Below are 17,222 nucleotides of genomic sequence, written 5' to 3'. Positions count from 1 at the left end.
GGCTCCGGCCCTCAGTTGCGGTAGAGCACCTTGATGAGGTGGAAGCCGAACTTGGTGCGCACCGGCCCCAGCACGGTCAGCAGCTCCCCCTTGAAGACGGCATCGTCGAAGGACTTGACCATGTCCCCCTTGGAGAACTCCCCCAGATCGCCGCTGCGCTTGGCGGAGGCGCAGGTGGAGAAGCGCTTGGCCATCTGGCCGAAGTCGGCACCCTTGGCGAGTTTTTCCTTGATCTCGAGACACTCTTTCTCGGTCTTGACCAGGATGTGCTGGGCACAGGCTTTTTTCATCGGAACGCTCCTCGGCGAGGGTAAAGGGGGCGCAAGCGTACTCCAATTCGGCGCGCGCGTCAGCCCCGCCGGCGGCACATCAGCCGCGGGTATGGGTCGCCAGACGTGCCCTGGGGCGAGACTGCCACAGGATCTCCAGTCCCAGCAGGGCGTAGAGGCTCCAGATCGCCAGGGGATTGAGCCAGTCGCCACCGAGCTGCAGGGTGAGCAGGGCGCCGCCGACCAGCAGCAGGGCTATCCCGGGCAGGCGCCAGTGGGCCGGCAGCGGCGCCAGTATGGCCAGCCCCAGCAGCAGGGCGAGACCGAAGGGCAGGTTGAGGGCGGTGAAGGCCAGGGCCTGCTGGCCGTTCATGCCGGTCAACAGGGCCAGCAGGGCACTGCAACAGGCCAGGAAGGTGACGAATTCGAGTCTGTCGGCTATGTAGTCAGCCAGTTGTTCGCTACGTAAGGGCATGGGATCTCTCCTGCGATTGATGACATCAGTGTGGGGCAGGGAAGGAAGCAGTGGCAGCGGGATAAATCGATTGGATTGAACGAAGCTTTAGTGCCACCTATTCAAGTTGTTGATTTAAAATTATTTTCCTGTTCAATAGCAGGATATGGCAATGGGGGCCCCAGACGATGATGTCAAGCCTGCCAGGGCATTCGGGGTCTCAAGGTCCGGGGCCGTCCGACAGGGGCTGTCGCGTGGCGAGCACTGCAGCGCCGCGGGCGGCGACGGGAATGAACCGCTGGCATCGGACTTGAGTGCCGTTTTTTTGTACGCCCCTTGCCGGGAGAGTGCGCACTTTCCCCCGCTGGCGGGCTGTTTTCCCTGTCAGACCCCAGTGAAAGCCGGCCCCGGAAGAGGACGCCAGCCCCGGGGGAGAGGGGGATTTCGCGACTGCGGTTATGCTAGGATGAGCCGCGCTCGCCTGGGGTGAGCCCCATTATCATTCTAAATCGAACAGTTTTTTACTTATGTTATTCGGGGAAATTGACGTTTGACAGGATGCCATCCTATTTTGCCTGCCGGGTTCAGCTCACCCGGGCGAACCGGTCGCCGTGGGCTCGGTACCTTGCTGCTCGCCCTCTGTCTGTGGCTGCTGGTGACTCCCGCCATGGCGGCCAAGCTGACCTATCAGATCAAGGGCATCAAGGGGGAGCAGAAGGATAACGTCGAGGCCTACCTCAATGCCCTGCCGGTCTACCAGGAGCGTCAGTATCGTCCCGCCCGCGCCAAGATCACCGAGAGCGTGCAAAAAGCCCTGCAGGTCTATGGCTACTACCAGCCGAAGGTAACCCTCAAGCGCGACAAGAAATCCCCCGCCAAGGTGGTGATCGAGATAGCGCGGGGGGAGCCAGTGCTCATCTCGCGCCTCGATATCCTGCTGGAAGGGGAGGCGGGCAGCGACGAGGTCTACAGCGAGCTGCTGGACAAGCTGCCCCTGAAGGAGGGGGATCCCCTCAACCACGGCAAGTACGAGTCCATCAAGGCGGATCTCGGCAGCCTGGGGCTGGCGCGGGGCTACTTTGACGCCAAGATCAGCAAGAGCCAGGTGAAGGTCTTCCCGGATCAGGGCAAGGCCGAGATCTATATCCTGTTCCGCTCCGGTCCCCGCTATCACTTCGGCGAGATCCACTACGATGCGACGCCGGAGGCCCTGCGCCTCATCCGGCCGCTCATCAACATCAAGAGTGGCGACCCCTATCTGGCGATCCGGCTGGCCGAAATGTCCCAGGACGTCTCCTCCACCAAGCTGTTCAAGCAGGTGGACATCAAACCCATGATCAGCCAGGCCGAGGGCAATAGGGTGCCGGTGCAGGTGACCCTCTCGAACCGGGTCGACCACGAGATCGAAACCGGTATCGGTTATGCCACCGACGTGGGGCCGCGTCTGAGTGCCACCTGGGAGAAGCCCTGGGTCAACCGCTATGGCCACAGCCTCTCCAGCACCGCCAAGGTCTCGGCCCCGGAGGCGGAGCTCAGTTTCGATTACCAGATCCCGGTCGGCAACCCGCTGCGGGACTACTACTCCCTGCAGGCCGGCTACCAGTACACAGACAACAACGATACCCGCTCCGATCTGGCCACCCTGGGGGTGCACCGCTGGAAGCGGCGGCCGGAGAGCTGGGACAGGGACGTCTTCATCCGGCTGGAGAACGAGCGCTACGTGCAGGGTAACGACGAGGGGAACAGTCTGCTGCTGATCCCCGGGGTCTCCTGGTCGCGGTTGCGGGTGCGCGGCGGTCTGGTGCCGGACTGGGGGGATCGTCAGCAACTGACGACGGAATTCTCCAGCCCTTACTGGGGATCGGACATCAACTTCATGCGGGTGTGGGGGCGCAGCAAGTGGCTGCGCACCCTGGGGGAGGATCACCGCTTCCTGATGCGGGTCGAGCAGGGGGCCATCATAGGGGATGACTTCTCGCTGGTGCCTCCCTCCCTGCGTTTCTTCACCGGTGGCGATCAGACCATACGTGGCTACGGCTATGAGACGGTCTCGCCGAAGGACGAGGATGGCAAGCTCACCGGCGGGCGCTACACCAGCGTGGGCAGCCTGGAGTACAACTACCGCTTCAGCGACAAGTGGCTCGGCGCCCTGTTCGTGGATGGAGGCACGGCCACAGTCGACTACAGCGAGGCCTGGAAGATAGGCACCGGGGTCGGGGTACGCTGGGTGACGCCCATAGGTCAGGTCAGGCTGGATCTGGCGGTGGCCATCTCCGAGGAGGACAAGCCGTTGCGGCTGCATTTCGCGCTGGGGCCTGAATTATGATCCGGTTTGAACCCACTCATCCTCTTTGTTCTCTCTCCTGGCCGCTGCGGCTGCCTCTTTCTCGGGGGTCTGCGCTGTGATCTGGGTAAAGCGTATTTTCTTGTGGCTCATGGGGCTCTTCTTCCTGCTGCTCATCGGTGTCAGCCTGCTGGGCTTTACCCATCAGGGCAACAAGTGGCTGTGGCAGCAGGCCAGGGGGGCGCTGCCTTCTCTCAAGGGGGAACTGGTGGCGGGCCAGCTCGGCTATGGCTGGACCCTGGAAGGGGTCGGCTGGCAGGACGAGCTGGTGGATGTCACCGTCGAGCGGGCCGTGCTGGACTGGGATCTCGGCAAGCTGCTGCAGGGCAAGCTCTGGATCAAATCCCTGACGGTCACCCACCCTGTGGTGAAGGTCGCCGACGCTGAGCCTGTGCCAGAAGAGCCCACCGAGCCCTTCGTCTGGCGCCCGTTGCCACTGCGCATCCAGGTGGACAGCCTCAAGGTGACGGATCTGGATCTGGCCGTCCCCGGGGTGGGGGTGACCCTTAAGGATCTGGAGATAGGCGCCACCCTGGATCGCAAGGGGCTCATAGTGCGCGGGCCCGTGCTCGATGGCCTGAACGTGACCCTGGCCGAGGCCCCTCCTGCCGACGAGGCAGCCAAGCCGGCCGCCAGCAAGACGGCCAAGGCGCAGGGCGCAGCCAAGGCCAAAGTCGATACCCCCAAGGAGACCAGGACCGCCAAGGCGAAGCCAGAGGCGGCCGCCCCCATAGCGCTGCCCGAGATCCGTCTGCCATTCCCCATCCAGCTGGAAGGGCTGGCGGCGACCCGGGTGCGCTATCAGCAGGGGGAGCTCATCGAGGGGCTCGACAAGTTGCTGCTGTCTGCCCGCGCTCAGGATGCGCGCATCGACGTGCGGGAGCTCTCCTTGCGCCACGCCATGGCGGATCTGGCGCTCAAGGGCCATGTCACTCTGACCTCGGATTATCCCCTCGCCCTGACCCTGGAGGCCAAGGCGCGCAAGGGGTTGCTTGACGGTGAGCTCAAGGGGGAGCAGGCGAATCTGACCCTGGATGGCTCTGTGGGCAAGCTGGGGCTGTTGCTCAAGGCCAAGGGGCCGGTGAGCGCCAATCTCAAGGGGACGCTGGCGACGCTGGATCCCGACTTGCCCTTCGATCTGGCGCTGGACTGGAAGAGCCTCGGCTGGCCGCTGCACAAAGCAGCCAAAGACGAACCCAGCTACCGGCTTGACAAGGGCAGCCTGAGCGCCAAGGGCAAGCTCTCGGGCTATCAGTTCGCACTCAAGACCGCCGGCAAGGGCACGGATCTGCCCCCCTTCAAGCTGGCGCTCTCGGGCAAGGGGGATCTCGGCCAACTGAGCCGTGTCGAGCTGCTGTTGGGTGCCCTGAAGGGGGAGCTCAAGCTCGATGGCAAGCTGGCGTGGCGCAAGGGCGTCCAGTGGCAGGGGACCACAGAGTTCAAGGAGATCAACCCGGCCGAGCTGGTGCCCGAGATCAAGGGCAAGCTGGCGGGCAAGATAACCAGCCGCTTCGAGCTTGACGAGGCGGGCCATTGGCAGCTGGCGCTGCCGGAGCTCAGGGTCGAGGGCAAGCTCAACCAGTATCCCTTGGCGCTCAAAGGCGCCCTCAGCGGCAACGACAAGATGGAGTGGACCATCCCGGCCCTGGCGCTGCAAAGCGGCCCCAACCAGTTGCAGGCCAAGGGGGCGCTCACCGCCCAGGCCTGGAAGCTGGATGCGCAGATAGATGCCCCCAAGCTTGGCGGCATCTACCCCGGCCTTGGCGGCGACCTTAAAGGGCAGGTGCGTCTTAGCGGCAGCCAGCAGGCGCCGAGGGTGAATGCGGATCTGGTCTCGAGCCGCCTCTCCTATGCCGGAACCGTGCTGAAGGAGACTGTCATCAAGGGCAACGCCCTGGTGGGGGACAAGCCGGCCGGCGAGCTGGCCCTGACGGTGGCGAGCCTGGTGCAGGGGACGACGACGCTCTCCCAGATAGCCCTGAACCTGAGCGGCGATCTCGATCGCCACGGGCTCACCTTGACCATGAAGGGGGATCCGGTGGCCGCCGATCTGAGCCTGAATGGCAGCCTGCGCGGGGATCGTTGGCGCGGCGCCCTCTCTGAGCTCAAGGTCAAGACCCCGTTCAAACGCTGGACGCTGGCCGCACCCTGGTCCCTGGATCTGGACTTGCCCAGACAGCAGCTGACCATGGGGGATCTCTGTCTGGGTTCCCAGGGGGCCAGCCTCTGCGTCAAGGGCAGCCAGGTCTCCGCCGCCCAGGGTAGCCTGGAGTTTGCCCTGAACGAATTCGATCTCAAGCGGCTGCGCCCCTGGCTGCCGGACAACTTCCGCTGGCAGGCGGTGCTGTCGGCCGACGGCCGCGCCAGCTGGCGCGGCAATCAGCCGACCCTGCATGCCAGGGTGAGCACCACGCCGGGTACATTGGTGGCCGACGAGATCAAGACCGAGTACCAGCGCCTGGAGCTCGGGGTCGATTTCGAACGCCAGCAGGCCGCCATCCGGCTCGATTTCGCCTCCAGGCAGATAGGCAACATAGACACAGATCTGCTGATAAAGGAGCCTGCGGGCCCTGGCCTGCTGTCGGGGCAGCTCAAGTTTGACGACCTCAAGCTGGCGACCTTTGCCCCCCTGATCCCGGAGGTGCGCTCCCTGCAGGGCTTCATCTCGGCGGATGCCCGCTTCGATGGCACCCTGGCCGCGCCCCTGCTGTACGGTGAGCTGAACCTGCTGGAGGGGGAGGTGCAGACCCACTCCGACATGGTGACGCTCTCCAAGCTGGTGACCCGCCTCAAGATAAACGGCAACCGGGCCGAACTCGACGGCTCCATGCTGGTGGGCAAGGGGCCGCTCGCGCTGGGGGGATGGCTGAGCTGGGCCAAGCTGCCGGTGACCGGCAGCCTCACCATCCAGGGCAAGGATCTGGAAGCCCAGTACCCGGGCATGGGTCGGGTCAGGGTGACACCTGACATCGCCATCTCCCTGGGAGAGGAGACCAGGGTGAGCGGTCAGGTGGACATCCCCTGGTCGCGGATCCTGGTCAAGACATTGCCGGAGAGTGCGGTGGCGGTCTCCGATGACGTGACCGTCATCTATGACGATCTGCCGCCCGTGCCCAAGACGGCGCCCCTGCCGATGGAGATCAAGCTCGCCATCCGGCTCGGTGACGATGTCCGGCTGGAGGCCATGGGGCTCAAGACCAAGGTGACGGGGGCGCTCGGCATTCGCCAGGAGCCCTCCAAGCCGCTGTCGGGCAATGGTCAGCTGGAGCTCAAGGATGGGCGCTTCAAGGCCTACGGTCAGAACCTCATCATCAAGGAGGGGCGGATCCTCTTCTCCGGCCCCATCGACCAGCCCTATCTCAACATAGAGACTTACCGGGATCCCGACACCATAGAGGACAACGTCACCGTCGGGGTCCGGGTGACGGGGCCGGCGGCCAAGCCGAAGATCACCGTCTATTCCGAGCCGCAGATGGCGCAGTCCGAGCAGCTCTCTTATCTGCTGCGTGGCAAGGGGCTGCAGACCAGTGGCGAGGATGGCGGCTTCAACGGCCTGCTGGTGGCGGGGGCGGTGAGTCAGGCGAGTGGCGTTGTCTCCAGTATCGGGGAGTCCCTTGGCATGAGCGATGTGGCACTCGACACCGCAGGGAGCGGCGACGACACCCAGGTGACCCTGTCGGCCTACCTGCTGCCCGGCCTGCAGTTCCAGTACGGGGTCGGGGTGTTCAGCCCCATCGCCGAGTTCAAGCTGCGCTACGAGCTGATGCCCAGACTCTATCTGCAGGCCATGAGCGGGGTGGCCCAGGCGGTAGACATCTTCTATCGCTTCACCCTGTGAAGGGGATGAGCACGAAAACGGGAGGACTTGGCCTCCCGTTTTTCATGGTGCTGTCTGGCGGGGCGGGAGCGAGATGGCCAGGAAAAGCAAAAACCCGGCGCGAGGCCGGGTTTTCTGAATGATGGTGGAGGGAGAAGGATTCGAACCTTCGAAGGCAGAGCCGTCAGATTTACAGTCTGATCCCTTTGGCCGCTCGGGAACCCCTCCACGGGGCATGACCTGATTGTTGCACTTGAATGGTGGAGGGAGAAGGATTCGAACCTTCGAAGGCAGAGCCGTCAGATTTACAGTCTGATCCCTTTGGCCGCTCGGGAACCCCTCCCCAAGTGCGAGCCGCATACTAACAGATCTGTCGCGCTTGTGAACCCCTTGGCTGGGATTTTTAATGCTTAAAGGATTGGGTTGACGGCCGATAAACAATGAAACCCTCATTTCCAAGATTTATCCCATGCTGCCCAGTGCTATTCGTGATCGCCTGCTCGTCGATGAAGCCCAGTTGGGCCAGCGGCTCAACCAGGATCTCCGCCAGGGGGACAGGGCCGACTTCAGGCTGCACCTGGCGCTGCTGACCGACGCGGTCGAGGAACAACCCTGGTTTGGGGCCGCCCCGGCGGCGGCGCCGCAAGCGCAGGCATGGCGCAGTCGCTTCGGTTTGATGCCTCAGGCTGCCTTGGAGGGCGAGCCGGGGGACGCCGACGCCTGGGCACTCAACGAGCGGTTGCAGCAGGGGGGCTGTATGGCCGATGTGCGGCTCTGGCTGGCGCTGCGATCCCCTGCGCTGGTCAATCGGACACCGGCGCTGGATCCCGCCGTGTATGACAACCTGTCGGCGCTCGGGCGCGAACGCTGGCAGGGCAAGCTGGCCTCCCAGCCCAGAGGGGAGGATCCCTTGCTGATGCTGCCGTTGCTGGAGGATTTGACGCGAGGGGTGGATGCTCGCTTGCGCTGGCTGGCCTAATGCCAGAGGCGCAGGGAGAAGATGCAAAAAGGCGGGATGACCCGCCTTTTTGCGCAATGGATAGGATAACCGGGATCAGGCGTCGGCTTCGTCCACCTCGGGAACGTCCTTGCCTACGACAGCCGCGCGGCGGGCGAGGGGTTTCTCGATATGGCGATTGAGCTGACGCTCCAGCTTCTGGCCCAGATCCGTGATGGCGGCATACAGATCCTCGTGCTCTGCCTGCGCAAACAACTTGCCGTTGGGAATGCCGGCGGTGGCTTCGACGATATACATCAAACGCTCTTTGGAGATGATCACATGGGGTGTGATAAGAGGCACCTGAAGACGCTCGAGCTTTTCAAAACGGGATTCAATGCGCTCGCGGATGGCTGGGGTAATGTCGATGATTTTACTGGTCATTTCGATTTTCATATTGGCCCCCTTCGGGTCGTCTTGCTTGTGTCTTCACCCTCAGATTACCCATGTGGCCGGATAGAAATGTGATCCGTATCACAAAATATCCCCTTGGTGATCCGGCAATCCCTAAATTGTGAGCTTTTCCCGTTTCATGCCAAAAACCGCTTGAGCTCAGCGAAACGGGCAGGCAGTATGCGCGAATAGGATCGTTTCTGTCCCCCCTTGGCAGCGCCTTGTGTCGACCCGATGTCTGGTTTTCACCGCTCAGTCTCGCATTTTCTCTACCCACATCGTTTATCGCATCGCAAAAGGATTGCCATGCGCCGGTGGAGATATGCGCACAAACGGATATGCTTTTCTGCATGTGTCGGGGTGGATAACGTGGTTGTAGTGTTGGAGTCGTAAATGAAGCAACAAGCCACCCAGATGATGTGGTTTTATGATCGGCAGCATGAGCAGTGGAGTCTGTCTGATCATCTCTCTTGCCAGCCCTGGCAAGGGGAAGGGGCTCATCCCTGGGCCAGCCAACTGGCGCCAGAAGATGAGTCCGGTTTCGCCGATTTTCTCGCAAGACTCCACCATTCGGGCCAGCCCGGCCAGTTCATCGGTCACCTCTGCGATGAGGCAGGCACAGTGCATCACGTGCTCTGGTACGGCCAATATGTGCCGGCCCAGCAGCTCTGCTGCGGCTGGCTGGCGCCCCTGGAGATGGCTCACAACGCCGCTAGCCGCGTCGAGCCGCCCGCCAGTCTGGCCCCGCCGCTTCCCCTGCTGCAAGCCCCCTTGCTGGCCCAGCTGGCGCAGGCGCTCTCCGCGAGAACGGGCCTCGATTTCTGCCATACCCTGGTCAACGAGCTGGCCCATATCCTGGGGGCCAACGCTGTCTGGCTGACGGAGCGGGTGGGCCTTGACCGGCTCAGGGTGCTGGCGAGCCACGGCATCGACTTCAAGGAGTACGCCCTGGCAGACATGCCTTGCCAGCAGCTCTATCGGGGCGCCGCCAGTGCGACCCCCATCAGCGAACCCCTGACCGGCTGTACCTGCCTGCCCCCGGGCCAGCACTACTATGCCCAGCCCCTGCTGGATCGCAGTGGCCAGATCCTGGGCCATCTCGCCCTGTTGTTCCCGAACCAGACCCAGACTGCCGATCTGGGATCCGTGCTGACCATCTTCTCGGTGCGCATGGTGGCCGAGCTGGAGCGCCTGCAGAGCGACGCCCTGATGCGCCTGTCTGCGGTGGCGTTCGAGACGCACGAAGGCATCATCATCACGGATCCCGACTTCAAGATCCTGAGGGTCAACTATGCCTTTAGCCAGATCACCGGCTTCGACAGCCAGGGGGTGATAGGCCAGCACCTTGGCAACGACCTCTGGTCCGGGCTCGGGGGGCTCGGCTATGAGCTCAACGCCCTGGATCGCTGGCAGGGTGAGACCCTGCGTCTGCACGCCGACGGCCATGTCTATCCCCAGTGGGAAATCGTCACGCCGGTGCAGGATGACAAGGGGGGCATCAGCCACTACGTCATCTTCTTCGAGGACATCTCCGAGCGTAAGGCGGCGGAGCGCCGCATCCAGGATCTCGCCTATTACGACGAGCTGACCGGTTTGCCCAATCGCCGCCAGCTCCACGAGACCCTGGCCCAGGCATTCAGCGAGGCGAGCCGCGAGCACCTGATCGGCGCTTTGCTGTTCATCGACCTCGATCACTTCAAGACCATCAACGACTCCCTCGGTCATGCCACCGGCGACTGGTTGCTCAAGGAGGTGGCCAACCGCCTCAAGCGGCTGGTGCGGCAGGGGGATTGTCTGGCCCGGCTCGGCGGCGACGAGTTTGTGTTGCTGCTGCCCGGTCTCTCCATCAGCCCGCCCCAGGCGGAGATGCAGGCCGATCTCATCGCCGAGCGGCTCATCGGTGAGATTGCCGCCCCTTACAGTCACGGGGGCCAGGTGCTGCACATCGGTGCCAGCGTCGGCATCACGCTCTTCCCCGGAAGGGAGCAGGAGGCCGGGGATCTGCTCAAGCAGGCCGACACCGCCATGTATCAGGCCAAGTCGGCGGGCCGCAAGACCCGGCGTTTCTTCGATGCCTCCATGCAGTTGCAGGCGGACAGGCGTCTGCTCATTCACAACGAGCTGCGCAGCGCCCTCAACAATCAGGAGCTGACCCTCCACTATCAACCCCAGCACATGGTCGAAGGGGGAGACATCATAGGGGTGGAGGCGCTGATCCGCTGGCAGCCTCCGGGCCGGGCGCTGGTCTCTCCCGCCGAGTTCATCCCCATCGCCGAGGAGACGGATCTCATTGTCGATATCGGCAACTGGGTATTGCATGAGGCCTGCACCCAATATGTCTCCTGGGAGGAGAACGGGATCCACGTGCCCCAGCTGTCGGTCAACGTCAGTGCCAAGCAGTTCCATGCCCACGATTTCGTCGATCGCATTCACGATGTGCTGGCCGCCACCGGCATGGATCCCTCCTGCCTGAACCTGGAGATAACCGAGTCCGTGGTGCTCGGTCATGCGGAAGACACCATCAGCAAGATGGCCGAGCTCAAGACCCTTGGCATCAGCTTCGCCATCGACGATTTCGGCGCAGGCTACTCCTCCCTGAGCTACCTCAAGCGGCTGCCCGCCGATGAGCTCAAGATCGACAGATCCTTCATCCAGGACATCCCCAAGGATGGCGACAACATGGCCATAGTGGAGGCGGTGATCGCCATGGCCCGTCACATGGGATTCAACGTGACGGCCGAGGGGGTAGAGTCCCGCCAGCAGCTGGAATTCCTGCAGGCGCAGGGCTGTCATTTCTTCCAGGGCTATCTCGCCTCCAAGCCGCTGCCCGTGCCCTATCTGGAGCGCTACATCAGCCGCCTGACCCGCCATGATCGCGCCGCCCCTGCCGACAAAAATAGTGTGGCGTAGCGCCCATCTTTAACGGGTAGAATGAAGGTATCTCACCACCGCCAGCGGGCGGTGGTTATGCCTCTTCTTAAGGGAGAATGCCTTTCGTGAAAGCCGTGCAGGGAATCATCTTTTCGGCGCTGTGCGTGCCAGGGCTTGTGGCACCCGTCTTTGCGCAAACCATGGAGCAGTCCCTCTATCGTGAGGGTTATGACGCCGTGCGTGCCAATGATCAGGAGCGTTTCCAGCAGATCCGCGCCCGCCTGAACCATTATCCGCTGCTGCCCTATCTGGATTACTACCAGCTGGCGTTCCGGCCCGGGGCGGCAGATTACAACGACGTGACCCGCTTCATCCGCCAGCACGGGGATACCCCCCAGTCCAACCGTCTGGAGCGTAGCTACCTCACCTACCTGGCCCAGAGCCAGCAGTGGTCCCAGTTCCTGCGCTTCTACCCGGCCAAGCCGAACTCCACCGATCTGCTCTGCATGCACTACCAGGCCCGCTATTACACAGGCCACAAGAGCGAGGCCCTGCAGGAAGCGGGCAAGCTCTGGCTGACTGGCCAGTCCAGGCCAGATGCCTGCGATCCCCTGTTCCAGCTCTGGCAGAAGGCGGGTCTGCGCACCCAGGATAAGATCTGGCAGCGGATGAACCAGGCCTTCGAGGCGCAGAACCCCAATCTCATCCGCCACCTCGGCGCCCAGCTGGGGGGCAGTCTGAAACCCTATGGGGATCAGATGATAGCCCTGTTTGATCAACCGGCCAGGGCGATGAACCCGGCCTCCTTCTCGACGGCGCCGCCGTCGAGACAGCTGCTCTCCCTCGGGCTGGCCCGCTATGCCAACGAGCAACCCGAGCCCGCCCTGCGTCAGCTGGGGGAGATGAAGCGTCGCTTCGGCCTGAACCAGGCCGAAGTCGCTCGGGTGGAGCGTGCCGCCGCCCGCCGCCTGCTGCTTGACAGATCCCTCGCCCAGCGCAACTGGCTGGATGCGACCCTGGTGCGGATGAAGGATGCCGAGCTGGTGGAGCTGCGGGCACGCCTCGCCATCTGGGAGCAGGATTGGCGCGGCCTCGAAGGCTGGGTCAAGCGGATGCCCATGGCACTGCAGAAGGAGGATCGCTGGCGCTACTGGCTGGCGCGTTCCCTGGAGGTGCAGGGCCGGCAAAAACCGGCGCGGGAGCTCTATCTCGAGACTGCCAACCTGCGCGGCTTCTATGGCTTCATGGCGGCGCAGCGCACCGGGGTGCCCTATCGCATCAAGAACCAGAGCGTGGGGCACAAGGTGCCGGACTGGCGTACCGCCAGCAGCCGCTGGCCTTTCCTGGTGCGGGTACGCGAGCTGCTGGCGATGAACGAGATCACGGCGGCGCGCTCTGAGTGGATCCACAACATGGATCGCAATCCTGTGGCCCAGCGCCTGGAGTTTGGTCATATCGCCCTCAACCAGGGTTGGCACGAGCTGGCGATCCTCTCCAGCATCCGGGCCGAGGCCTGGGATGCGATCGACTTGCGCTTCCCCTTGCCCCTCAAGCGCACCTTCTCCCAGATGGCGCAGGAGCGCACCATGAACACCAGCCTGCTCTACGCCATCTCCCGTCAGGAGAGCGCCCTCTATCCGCTGGCGCAGTCGCCGGTCGGGGCGCGTGGCCTGATGCAGCTGATGCCGGCGACTGCCAAGGAGACGGCCGCCAAGCTAGGTGTACCCTATCGCAATGAGCAGCAGCTGTTCGATCCCACCATGAACATCCGCCTCGGCAGCGCCTACCTCAAGCGGCTGCTGGACGTCTATGACGGCAACCGGATCCTGGCGGCGGCGGCCTACAATGCGGGGCCTGGCAGGGTCAAGCGCTGGCGGGATCAGAGCACCAACAAGCCGATGGATGTCTGGGTGGAGAGCATCCCCTATAGAGAGACGCGCAACTACGTCCAGAACGTGCTCTCCTTCGATCTCATCTACCAGCACAAGCTGCAGCAGCCTCTGCGTTTCATGTCGGAACGCGAGCTCAATCACGCCTATTGAGGACAGAGGCAGTCGCGTCAGCGACTGCCTCCCATTCTTGCCTCAGAATGGTTATCATCCCTTAAGCTTTGTTACAAAAGGAAACCTGTCAGGTGATCGGGCGCCGCGTCTTGGTCTGACTGGTTCGATATAATGCCCGATCAACACAGACAGGCTTCCCCAACAAAGGAATTGAGAGTGGCAACGATCAAAGACGTATCTCAGCTGGCGAATGTGTCCATTTCGACGGTGTCGCGAGTCATCAATAACACGGCGCAGGTTGCACCCGAGAAGCGCGAGGCCGTGCTCGCGGCCATGAAGGAGCTGAGTTTTCGTCCAAACAGCTTCGCCCAGGCCCTGGTCAGCAAGCGTTCCAACTGCATCGGTGTCCTGGTTGGGGATCTCTGTGGTGGCCCCTTCTTCGCCCAGATGATGCGTGGCATCGAGAGCATGGTCGACAAGGCGAACAAGTTCACCATAGTGGTCTCCGGCAACCACGACGCGGCCCGGGAGCGTCACGCCATCCAGGCGCTGCTGCAACGCCAGTGTGACGCCCTGATCCTGCACAGCAAGGCGCTGCCGGACGAGGAGCTGAGCGAGCTGGCGTCGGGATCCACCCCCATCGTCTTCATCAATCGTCAGGTGCCGGGTTGCGAGGAGCGCTGCGTCTGGCTCGACAACCAGGCGGGCATCACCACGGCCTGTCAGCACCTGCTGGACGCAGGGCACAGCCGGATCGCCTTCATCACCTCGGATGACGAGGAGTTCGTCGATGGCCAGCAGCGGATGGCCGGCTATCGCTTTGCCCTGCAACGGGCCGGCATAGAGCTGGATCCCGCCCTCATCGGTCGCGCCTTTGCCGACGAGAAGGGGGGTTATGTGGCCATGAGCGAGCTGCTGGAGCGCGGCGTTCCCTTCACGGCCGTGCTGGGCTTCAACGATGCCATGGTGGCGGGGGCCATCTCCTGCCTGCTGGAGCGGGGCTACAAGATCCCGCAACAGGTTTCGGTGGTCGGTTTTGATGACATACCCTATGCCCGTTACATCTATCCCAAGCTCACCACTGTGCGTTATCCCATCGAGGAGATGGGGGAGCGGGCCGCGGAGCTCGCCTTGCGACTGCTGGATCACAAGCCGGTAGAGGGGCTGGCGCTCAAGTTTGAAGCTGAACTGGTGCGTCGGGAGTCCGTGGCCTGAGCCATGAGGTTGGCCCCAAGCGGGCCAGCTTTTTTGTCAAACAGTGAAAGCGCTTTCAGAAATCCTTTTCAACTGTGATCCGCTTCAAAGCTTTTTGACCGCGCTGCCACTAGGATAGGCCCACGAATTAGGAGCGTGCGCTCCCGATTTTCCCGCTGTGGGAGGTAACCGGTTCATCCGGCTATTTCCTTCGTTACTTTCGACGGTCATCATGGATGGCCGTTTTTTTTTGTCAGGATTTTGCCAATGACGACCGAAAATGAATATCAGACGGGAATAGTGGGAGCAGGTTGGCTGGGATTGCCCCTGGCCAGAGCGTTGCAGGCGCAGGGTCAGTCCGTCGCCGTGACGGTCAGCTCCCTTGAGAAGGCCACCCGGTTGTGTGACGGGGGCATTGCGGCCTGGCCGCTCCTGCTGGCCCCTGACATGACGGGCCCGCTGCCCTTTCGTTGCCGCGATCTGGTGATCTGTGTGCCCCCCAGCAAGACCGAGGACTACCCGGCGTCGGTGGCGCGGTTGTGCCAGCTGGCCAGGGAGGCAGGGGTTGGCAAGGTGCTCTTTATCAGCGCGACCTCGGTGTGGGCGCCCGGGCAGGGGGAGGATGAGATCCCGCACCCGGCCAGCGCCAGGGGAGAGCGGATGCGAGCGGCAGAGCGGGCGGTCCAGGAGGGCGGCTTCGCCTGCGCCATGGTGCTGCGCCCGGCCGGCCTCTACGGCCCGGACAGGCATCCCGGGCGCTTCCTCGCGGGCAAGACGCTGGCGGGGGGAGGGCAGGCGGTGAACCTGGTGCATCTGGACGACGTGGTGGCAGCCTGCCAGCTGATGCTGGCGGCGGGGCGGGAGGGAGACGCCTATAACCTGAGCGCCCCGGTACATCCGCGCAGGGAGCAGCTCTATCCCTTCGCGAGCCGTCTGCTCGGGCTGGCGCCCCCGCAGTTCATCGAGCCCGCCGGCGTCTTTGCACCCATAGAGGGACAACGCATCTGCCAGCGACTGGGTTTCGTCTACCGCTGGCCGGATCCGGCCCACTGGTTTGCCGAGCAGGCCACCTTGCAAGGCTGAGTCAGAATGGGCTTCAACCTGGTCTTCTTTGCATGGGGTTGGGCACGGGAGCCCCGTGCGGCGCGGGTTCGCTCGGCAATTGAGGTTTGCCAAGGGCGGGATCGCCCCCTATCATGCCGCCATCCATATAGAGAGAGCGGTAATGATGGAAGAGACAAAGCGTCATCCCGATGGGGAGCTGTTGCTGAGAACCCTGGCGATGCCAGCCGATACCAACCCCAATGGCGATATCTTCGGGGGGTGGATCATGTCCCAGATGGATATAGGTGGGGGCATCATGGCCAAGGAGCTGGCAAAAGGACGCATCTGTACCGTCTCGGTGGAGGGCATGACCTTCCACAGTCCGGTCAAGGTGGGCGACGTGGTGTGTTGCTATGGTCGCTGCCTGAAGGTCGGGCGCAGCTCCATGCGCCTCAAGCTGGAGGTCTGGGTCAAGCCGGTGCTGCGGGAGAATGAAGCCCAGCGTTACTGCGTGACGGAAGGGGTCTTTACCTACGTGGCCATCGACGATCAGGGCAAATCCCGTCCCGTTCCGGTCTGAATCTGCTCAGATGAGCCGGGCGTTGATGATGGATATTTCCTGCTCAAGCCCGGTTTTTTGCCGTATCATGCGTTCCAGCATCTCTTCCGAACCGACGCACTGATCCGTGTCGAACAGGCAGAGATCGCACTGGGGATCCCGTCTGATCTGATAGACGGTGGAAAGCTCCACTTGATGACAGGTTCCTTGTTGATCATAAAATGTCACGCGGTACTGGTGCTGTCTCGCCATTGCGGGATCCCTCATGGATGAGTCGGGCCGGACACGAATAATGAGACTAGTCGGCGTCCATGACCTCTGTGAGGATCATGGCGCCTTGCAGAGGCAGGTGATTGTTAGCCAATGAAAAATAGTTATCGGATTCTGGGGACTTCCCTGCTGACGCTGGGACTGGTTGGCTGTTTCGAGGTACCGGATCAGGATCACCTGGTCACGGCGGCGGGCATAGTGCCCGGCGTCGATTGCCAGAAGCCCCCCCTGGTGGCGCTGGCCACCACCGCCTTGCCCCGCGAGTTTGGCATCACCGTCTGGAATCTCTACAAGGGGCAGCGCAAGAACTGGCGCGAAGGGCTGGACGAATATGCCAAGTCCCAGGATCTGGTGTTGCTGCAGGAGTCGGCGACCCGGCCCGAGATGCTGCAATGGCTGCGTGCCGGCGACTTCCAGTGGCAGCAGTTGCAGGCGTTCACCCAGGGCGGTGTCTCCTTCGGTGTCATGACGGTGGCCAAGACGCCGCAGGCCTTCGTCTGTGGCGTGCGCTCCCCCGAGCCGCTGCTGCGCATCCCCAAGTCCGGTCTGGTGAGCCTCTACCCCTTGCAGGGGGATCCTGACGGCGTGCTGGTGGTCAACCTGCATGCGGTCAACTTCGAGCTGGGGATGGCCACCTTCCGCGAGCAGCTCAACGATCTGACCGCCTTGATCCATCGTCATCAGGGCCCGGTCATCCTGGGGGGAGACTTCAACACCTGGAGCGACAAGCGCGAGTTCTGGCTGAACAAGCTGGTCGGCGAGCTTGGCCTGCAGGAGGCCATCCCTGTGCCCGACTTGCGCCGTACCGCCTTTGGCCGTCCGCTGGATCACCTCTACTACCGCAACCTGGACCTGGTGGAGGTGAGCTCACCGGCCACCGATGCCTCGGATCACAATCCCATCATGGCGCGGTTCGCGGCCCAGGCCATCACCCCCTGAGGTTTGATGGATTGCAGGTAAAAAAATACCCCGCATTCGCGGGGTATTTTTTTGGCGCTGTCCCAGTT

General features: G+C 62.9%; 13 protein-coding genes and 2 tRNA genes. 9 read left to right on the top strand and 6 right to left on the bottom strand.

The annotated features are described in order from the left end of the window. Positions 1-11 precede the first annotated feature (11 nt). Positions 12-290: a peptidylprolyl isomerase gene (locus G4923_RS05325; protein ID WP_005325619.1), complete on the bottom strand. Its 279-nt coding sequence runs from the start codon at positions 288-290 to the stop codon at positions 12-14. A gap of 79 nt (positions 291-369) precedes the next feature. Beyond that, positions 370-744, bottom strand: coding sequence for a hypothetical protein (locus tag G4923_RS05320; protein ID WP_025326375.1), 375 nt, complete (start codon positions 742-744; stop codon positions 370-372). Between the two features lie 529 nt (positions 745-1,273). On the opposite strand from G4923_RS05320, the gene tamA reads away from it, so the two are divergent. After that, on the top strand, positions 1,274-3,049 hold the full coding sequence (gene tamA / locus G4923_RS05315; RefSeq protein ID WP_106887362.1) for an autotransporter assembly complex protein TamA: 1,776 nt from the start codon (positions 1,274-1,276) through the stop codon (positions 3,047-3,049). 76 nt (positions 3,050-3,125) lie between these two features. Further along, the gene (gene tamB, locus G4923_RS05310; RefSeq protein WP_163135913.1) at positions 3,126-6,905 is read left to right on the top strand and encodes an autotransporter assembly complex protein TamB; all 3,780 of its coding nucleotides are present in this window, start codon (positions 3,126-3,128) and stop codon (positions 6,903-6,905) included. Between the two features lie 122 nt (positions 6,906-7,027). Here tamB and G4923_RS05305 read toward each other — a convergent pair. Both G4923_RS05305 and G4923_RS05300 read right to left on the bottom strand, forming a co-directional pair. Then, positions 7,028-7,112: transfer RNA gene (locus G4923_RS05305), tRNA-Tyr, on the bottom strand. A 30-nt stretch (positions 7,113-7,142) separates the two neighbouring features. Then, positions 7,143-7,227 (bottom strand) — tRNA-Tyr (locus G4923_RS05300). 126 nt (positions 7,228-7,353) lie between these two features. On the opposite strand from G4923_RS05300, the gene G4923_RS05295 reads away from it, so the two are divergent. After that, positions 7,354-7,863, top strand: coding sequence for a VC2046/SO_2500 family protein (locus tag G4923_RS05295; protein WP_163135911.1), 510 nt, complete (start codon positions 7,354-7,356; stop codon positions 7,861-7,863). Between the two features lie 75 nt (positions 7,864-7,938). Here G4923_RS05295 and hpf read toward each other — a convergent pair whose 3' ends face one another. Beyond that, positions 7,939-8,277 (bottom strand): ribosome hibernation-promoting factor, HPF/YfiA family, encoded by a 339-nt coding sequence (gene hpf / locus G4923_RS05290; protein ID WP_005325604.1) that lies wholly within the window; start codon positions 8,275-8,277, stop codon positions 7,939-7,941. A gap of 390 nt (positions 8,278-8,667) precedes the next feature. On the opposite strand from hpf, the gene G4923_RS05285 reads away from it, so the two are divergent. From G4923_RS05285 to yciA, 5 genes are all read left to right on the top strand, one after another. After that, entirely contained in the window at positions 8,668-11,184 is a 2,517-nt protein-coding gene (locus tag G4923_RS05285; protein WP_163135908.1) for a putative bifunctional diguanylate cyclase/phosphodiesterase, read from the top strand. Between the two features lie 86 nt (positions 11,185-11,270). Further along, positions 11,271-13,187 (top strand): transglycosylase SLT domain-containing protein, encoded by a 1,917-nt coding sequence (locus G4923_RS05280; RefSeq protein ID WP_163135907.1) that lies wholly within the window; start codon positions 11,271-11,273, stop codon positions 13,185-13,187. Between the two features lie 177 nt (positions 13,188-13,364). Beyond that, complete coding sequence (locus tag G4923_RS05275; protein ID WP_106887359.1) at positions 13,365-14,363, top strand: LacI family DNA-binding transcriptional regulator; 999 nt, start codon at positions 13,365-13,367, stop codon at positions 14,361-14,363. Positions 14,364-14,609: 246 nt separating this feature from the next. Further along, on the top strand, positions 14,610-15,425 hold the full coding sequence (locus G4923_RS05270; protein WP_163135905.1) for an NAD-dependent epimerase/dehydratase family protein: 816 nt from the start codon (positions 14,610-14,612) through the stop codon (positions 15,423-15,425). 142 nt (positions 15,426-15,567) lie between these two features. Next, complete coding sequence (yciA, locus tag G4923_RS05265; protein WP_005325590.1) at positions 15,568-15,966, top strand: acyl-CoA thioester hydrolase YciA; 399 nt, start codon at positions 15,568-15,570, stop codon at positions 15,964-15,966. A 6-nt stretch (positions 15,967-15,972) separates the two neighbouring features. On the opposite strand, the gene G4923_RS05260 is transcribed toward yciA, so the two are convergent. Then, entirely contained in the window at positions 15,973-16,197 is a 225-nt protein-coding gene (locus G4923_RS05260) for a hypothetical protein (RefSeq protein ID WP_025326386.1), read from the bottom strand. 111 nt (positions 16,198-16,308) lie between these two features. Between G4923_RS05260 and G4923_RS05255 the strand changes: the two genes are divergently transcribed. Next, positions 16,309-17,154 carry an endonuclease/exonuclease/phosphatase family protein gene (locus G4923_RS05255; protein WP_106887356.1) on the top strand — a complete coding sequence of 282 codons (846 nt, stop codon included), beginning with the start codon at positions 16,309-16,311 and terminating at the stop codon, positions 17,152-17,154. Positions 17,155-17,222: the final 68 nt, after the last annotated feature.

The organism is Aeromonas rivipollensis (assembly GCF_010974825.1).
GTDB classification, from domain to species: domain Bacteria; phylum Pseudomonadota; class Gammaproteobacteria; order Enterobacterales; family Aeromonadaceae; genus Aeromonas; species Aeromonas rivipollensis.
This window is presented reverse-complemented; position numbering and strand designations above follow the sequence as displayed.

Coding starts and splice junctions, on each gene's coding strand:
- G4923_RS05270 (WP_163135905.1), top strand. CDS start 14,610: ATGACGACCGAAAATGAATATCAGACGGGAATAGTGGGAGCAGGTTGG.
- G4923_RS05320 (WP_025326375.1), bottom strand. CDS start 744: ATGCCCTTACGTAGCGAACAACTGGCTGACTACATAGCCGACAGACTC.
- G4923_RS05285 (WP_163135908.1), top strand. CDS start 8,668: ATGAAGCAACAAGCCACCCAGATGATGTGGTTTTATGATCGGCAGCAT.
- yciA (WP_005325590.1), top strand. CDS start 15,568: ATGATGGAAGAGACAAAGCGTCATCCCGATGGGGAGCTGTTGCTGAGA.
- G4923_RS05295 (WP_163135911.1), top strand. CDS start 7,354: ATGCTGCCCAGTGCTATTCGTGATCGCCTGCTCGTCGATGAAGCCCAG.
- G4923_RS05255 (WP_106887356.1), top strand. CDS start 16,309: ATGAAAAATAGTTATCGGATTCTGGGGACTTCCCTGCTGACGCTGGGA.
- G4923_RS05260 (WP_025326386.1), bottom strand. CDS start 16,197: ATGGCGAGACAGCACCAGTACCGCGTGACATTTTATGATCAACAAGGA.
- hpf (WP_005325604.1), bottom strand. CDS start 8,277: ATGAAAATCGAAATGACCAGTAAAATCATCGACATTACCCCAGCCATC.
- G4923_RS05325 (WP_005325619.1), bottom strand. CDS start 290: ATGAAAAAAGCCTGTGCCCAGCACATCCTGGTCAAGACCGAGAAAGAG.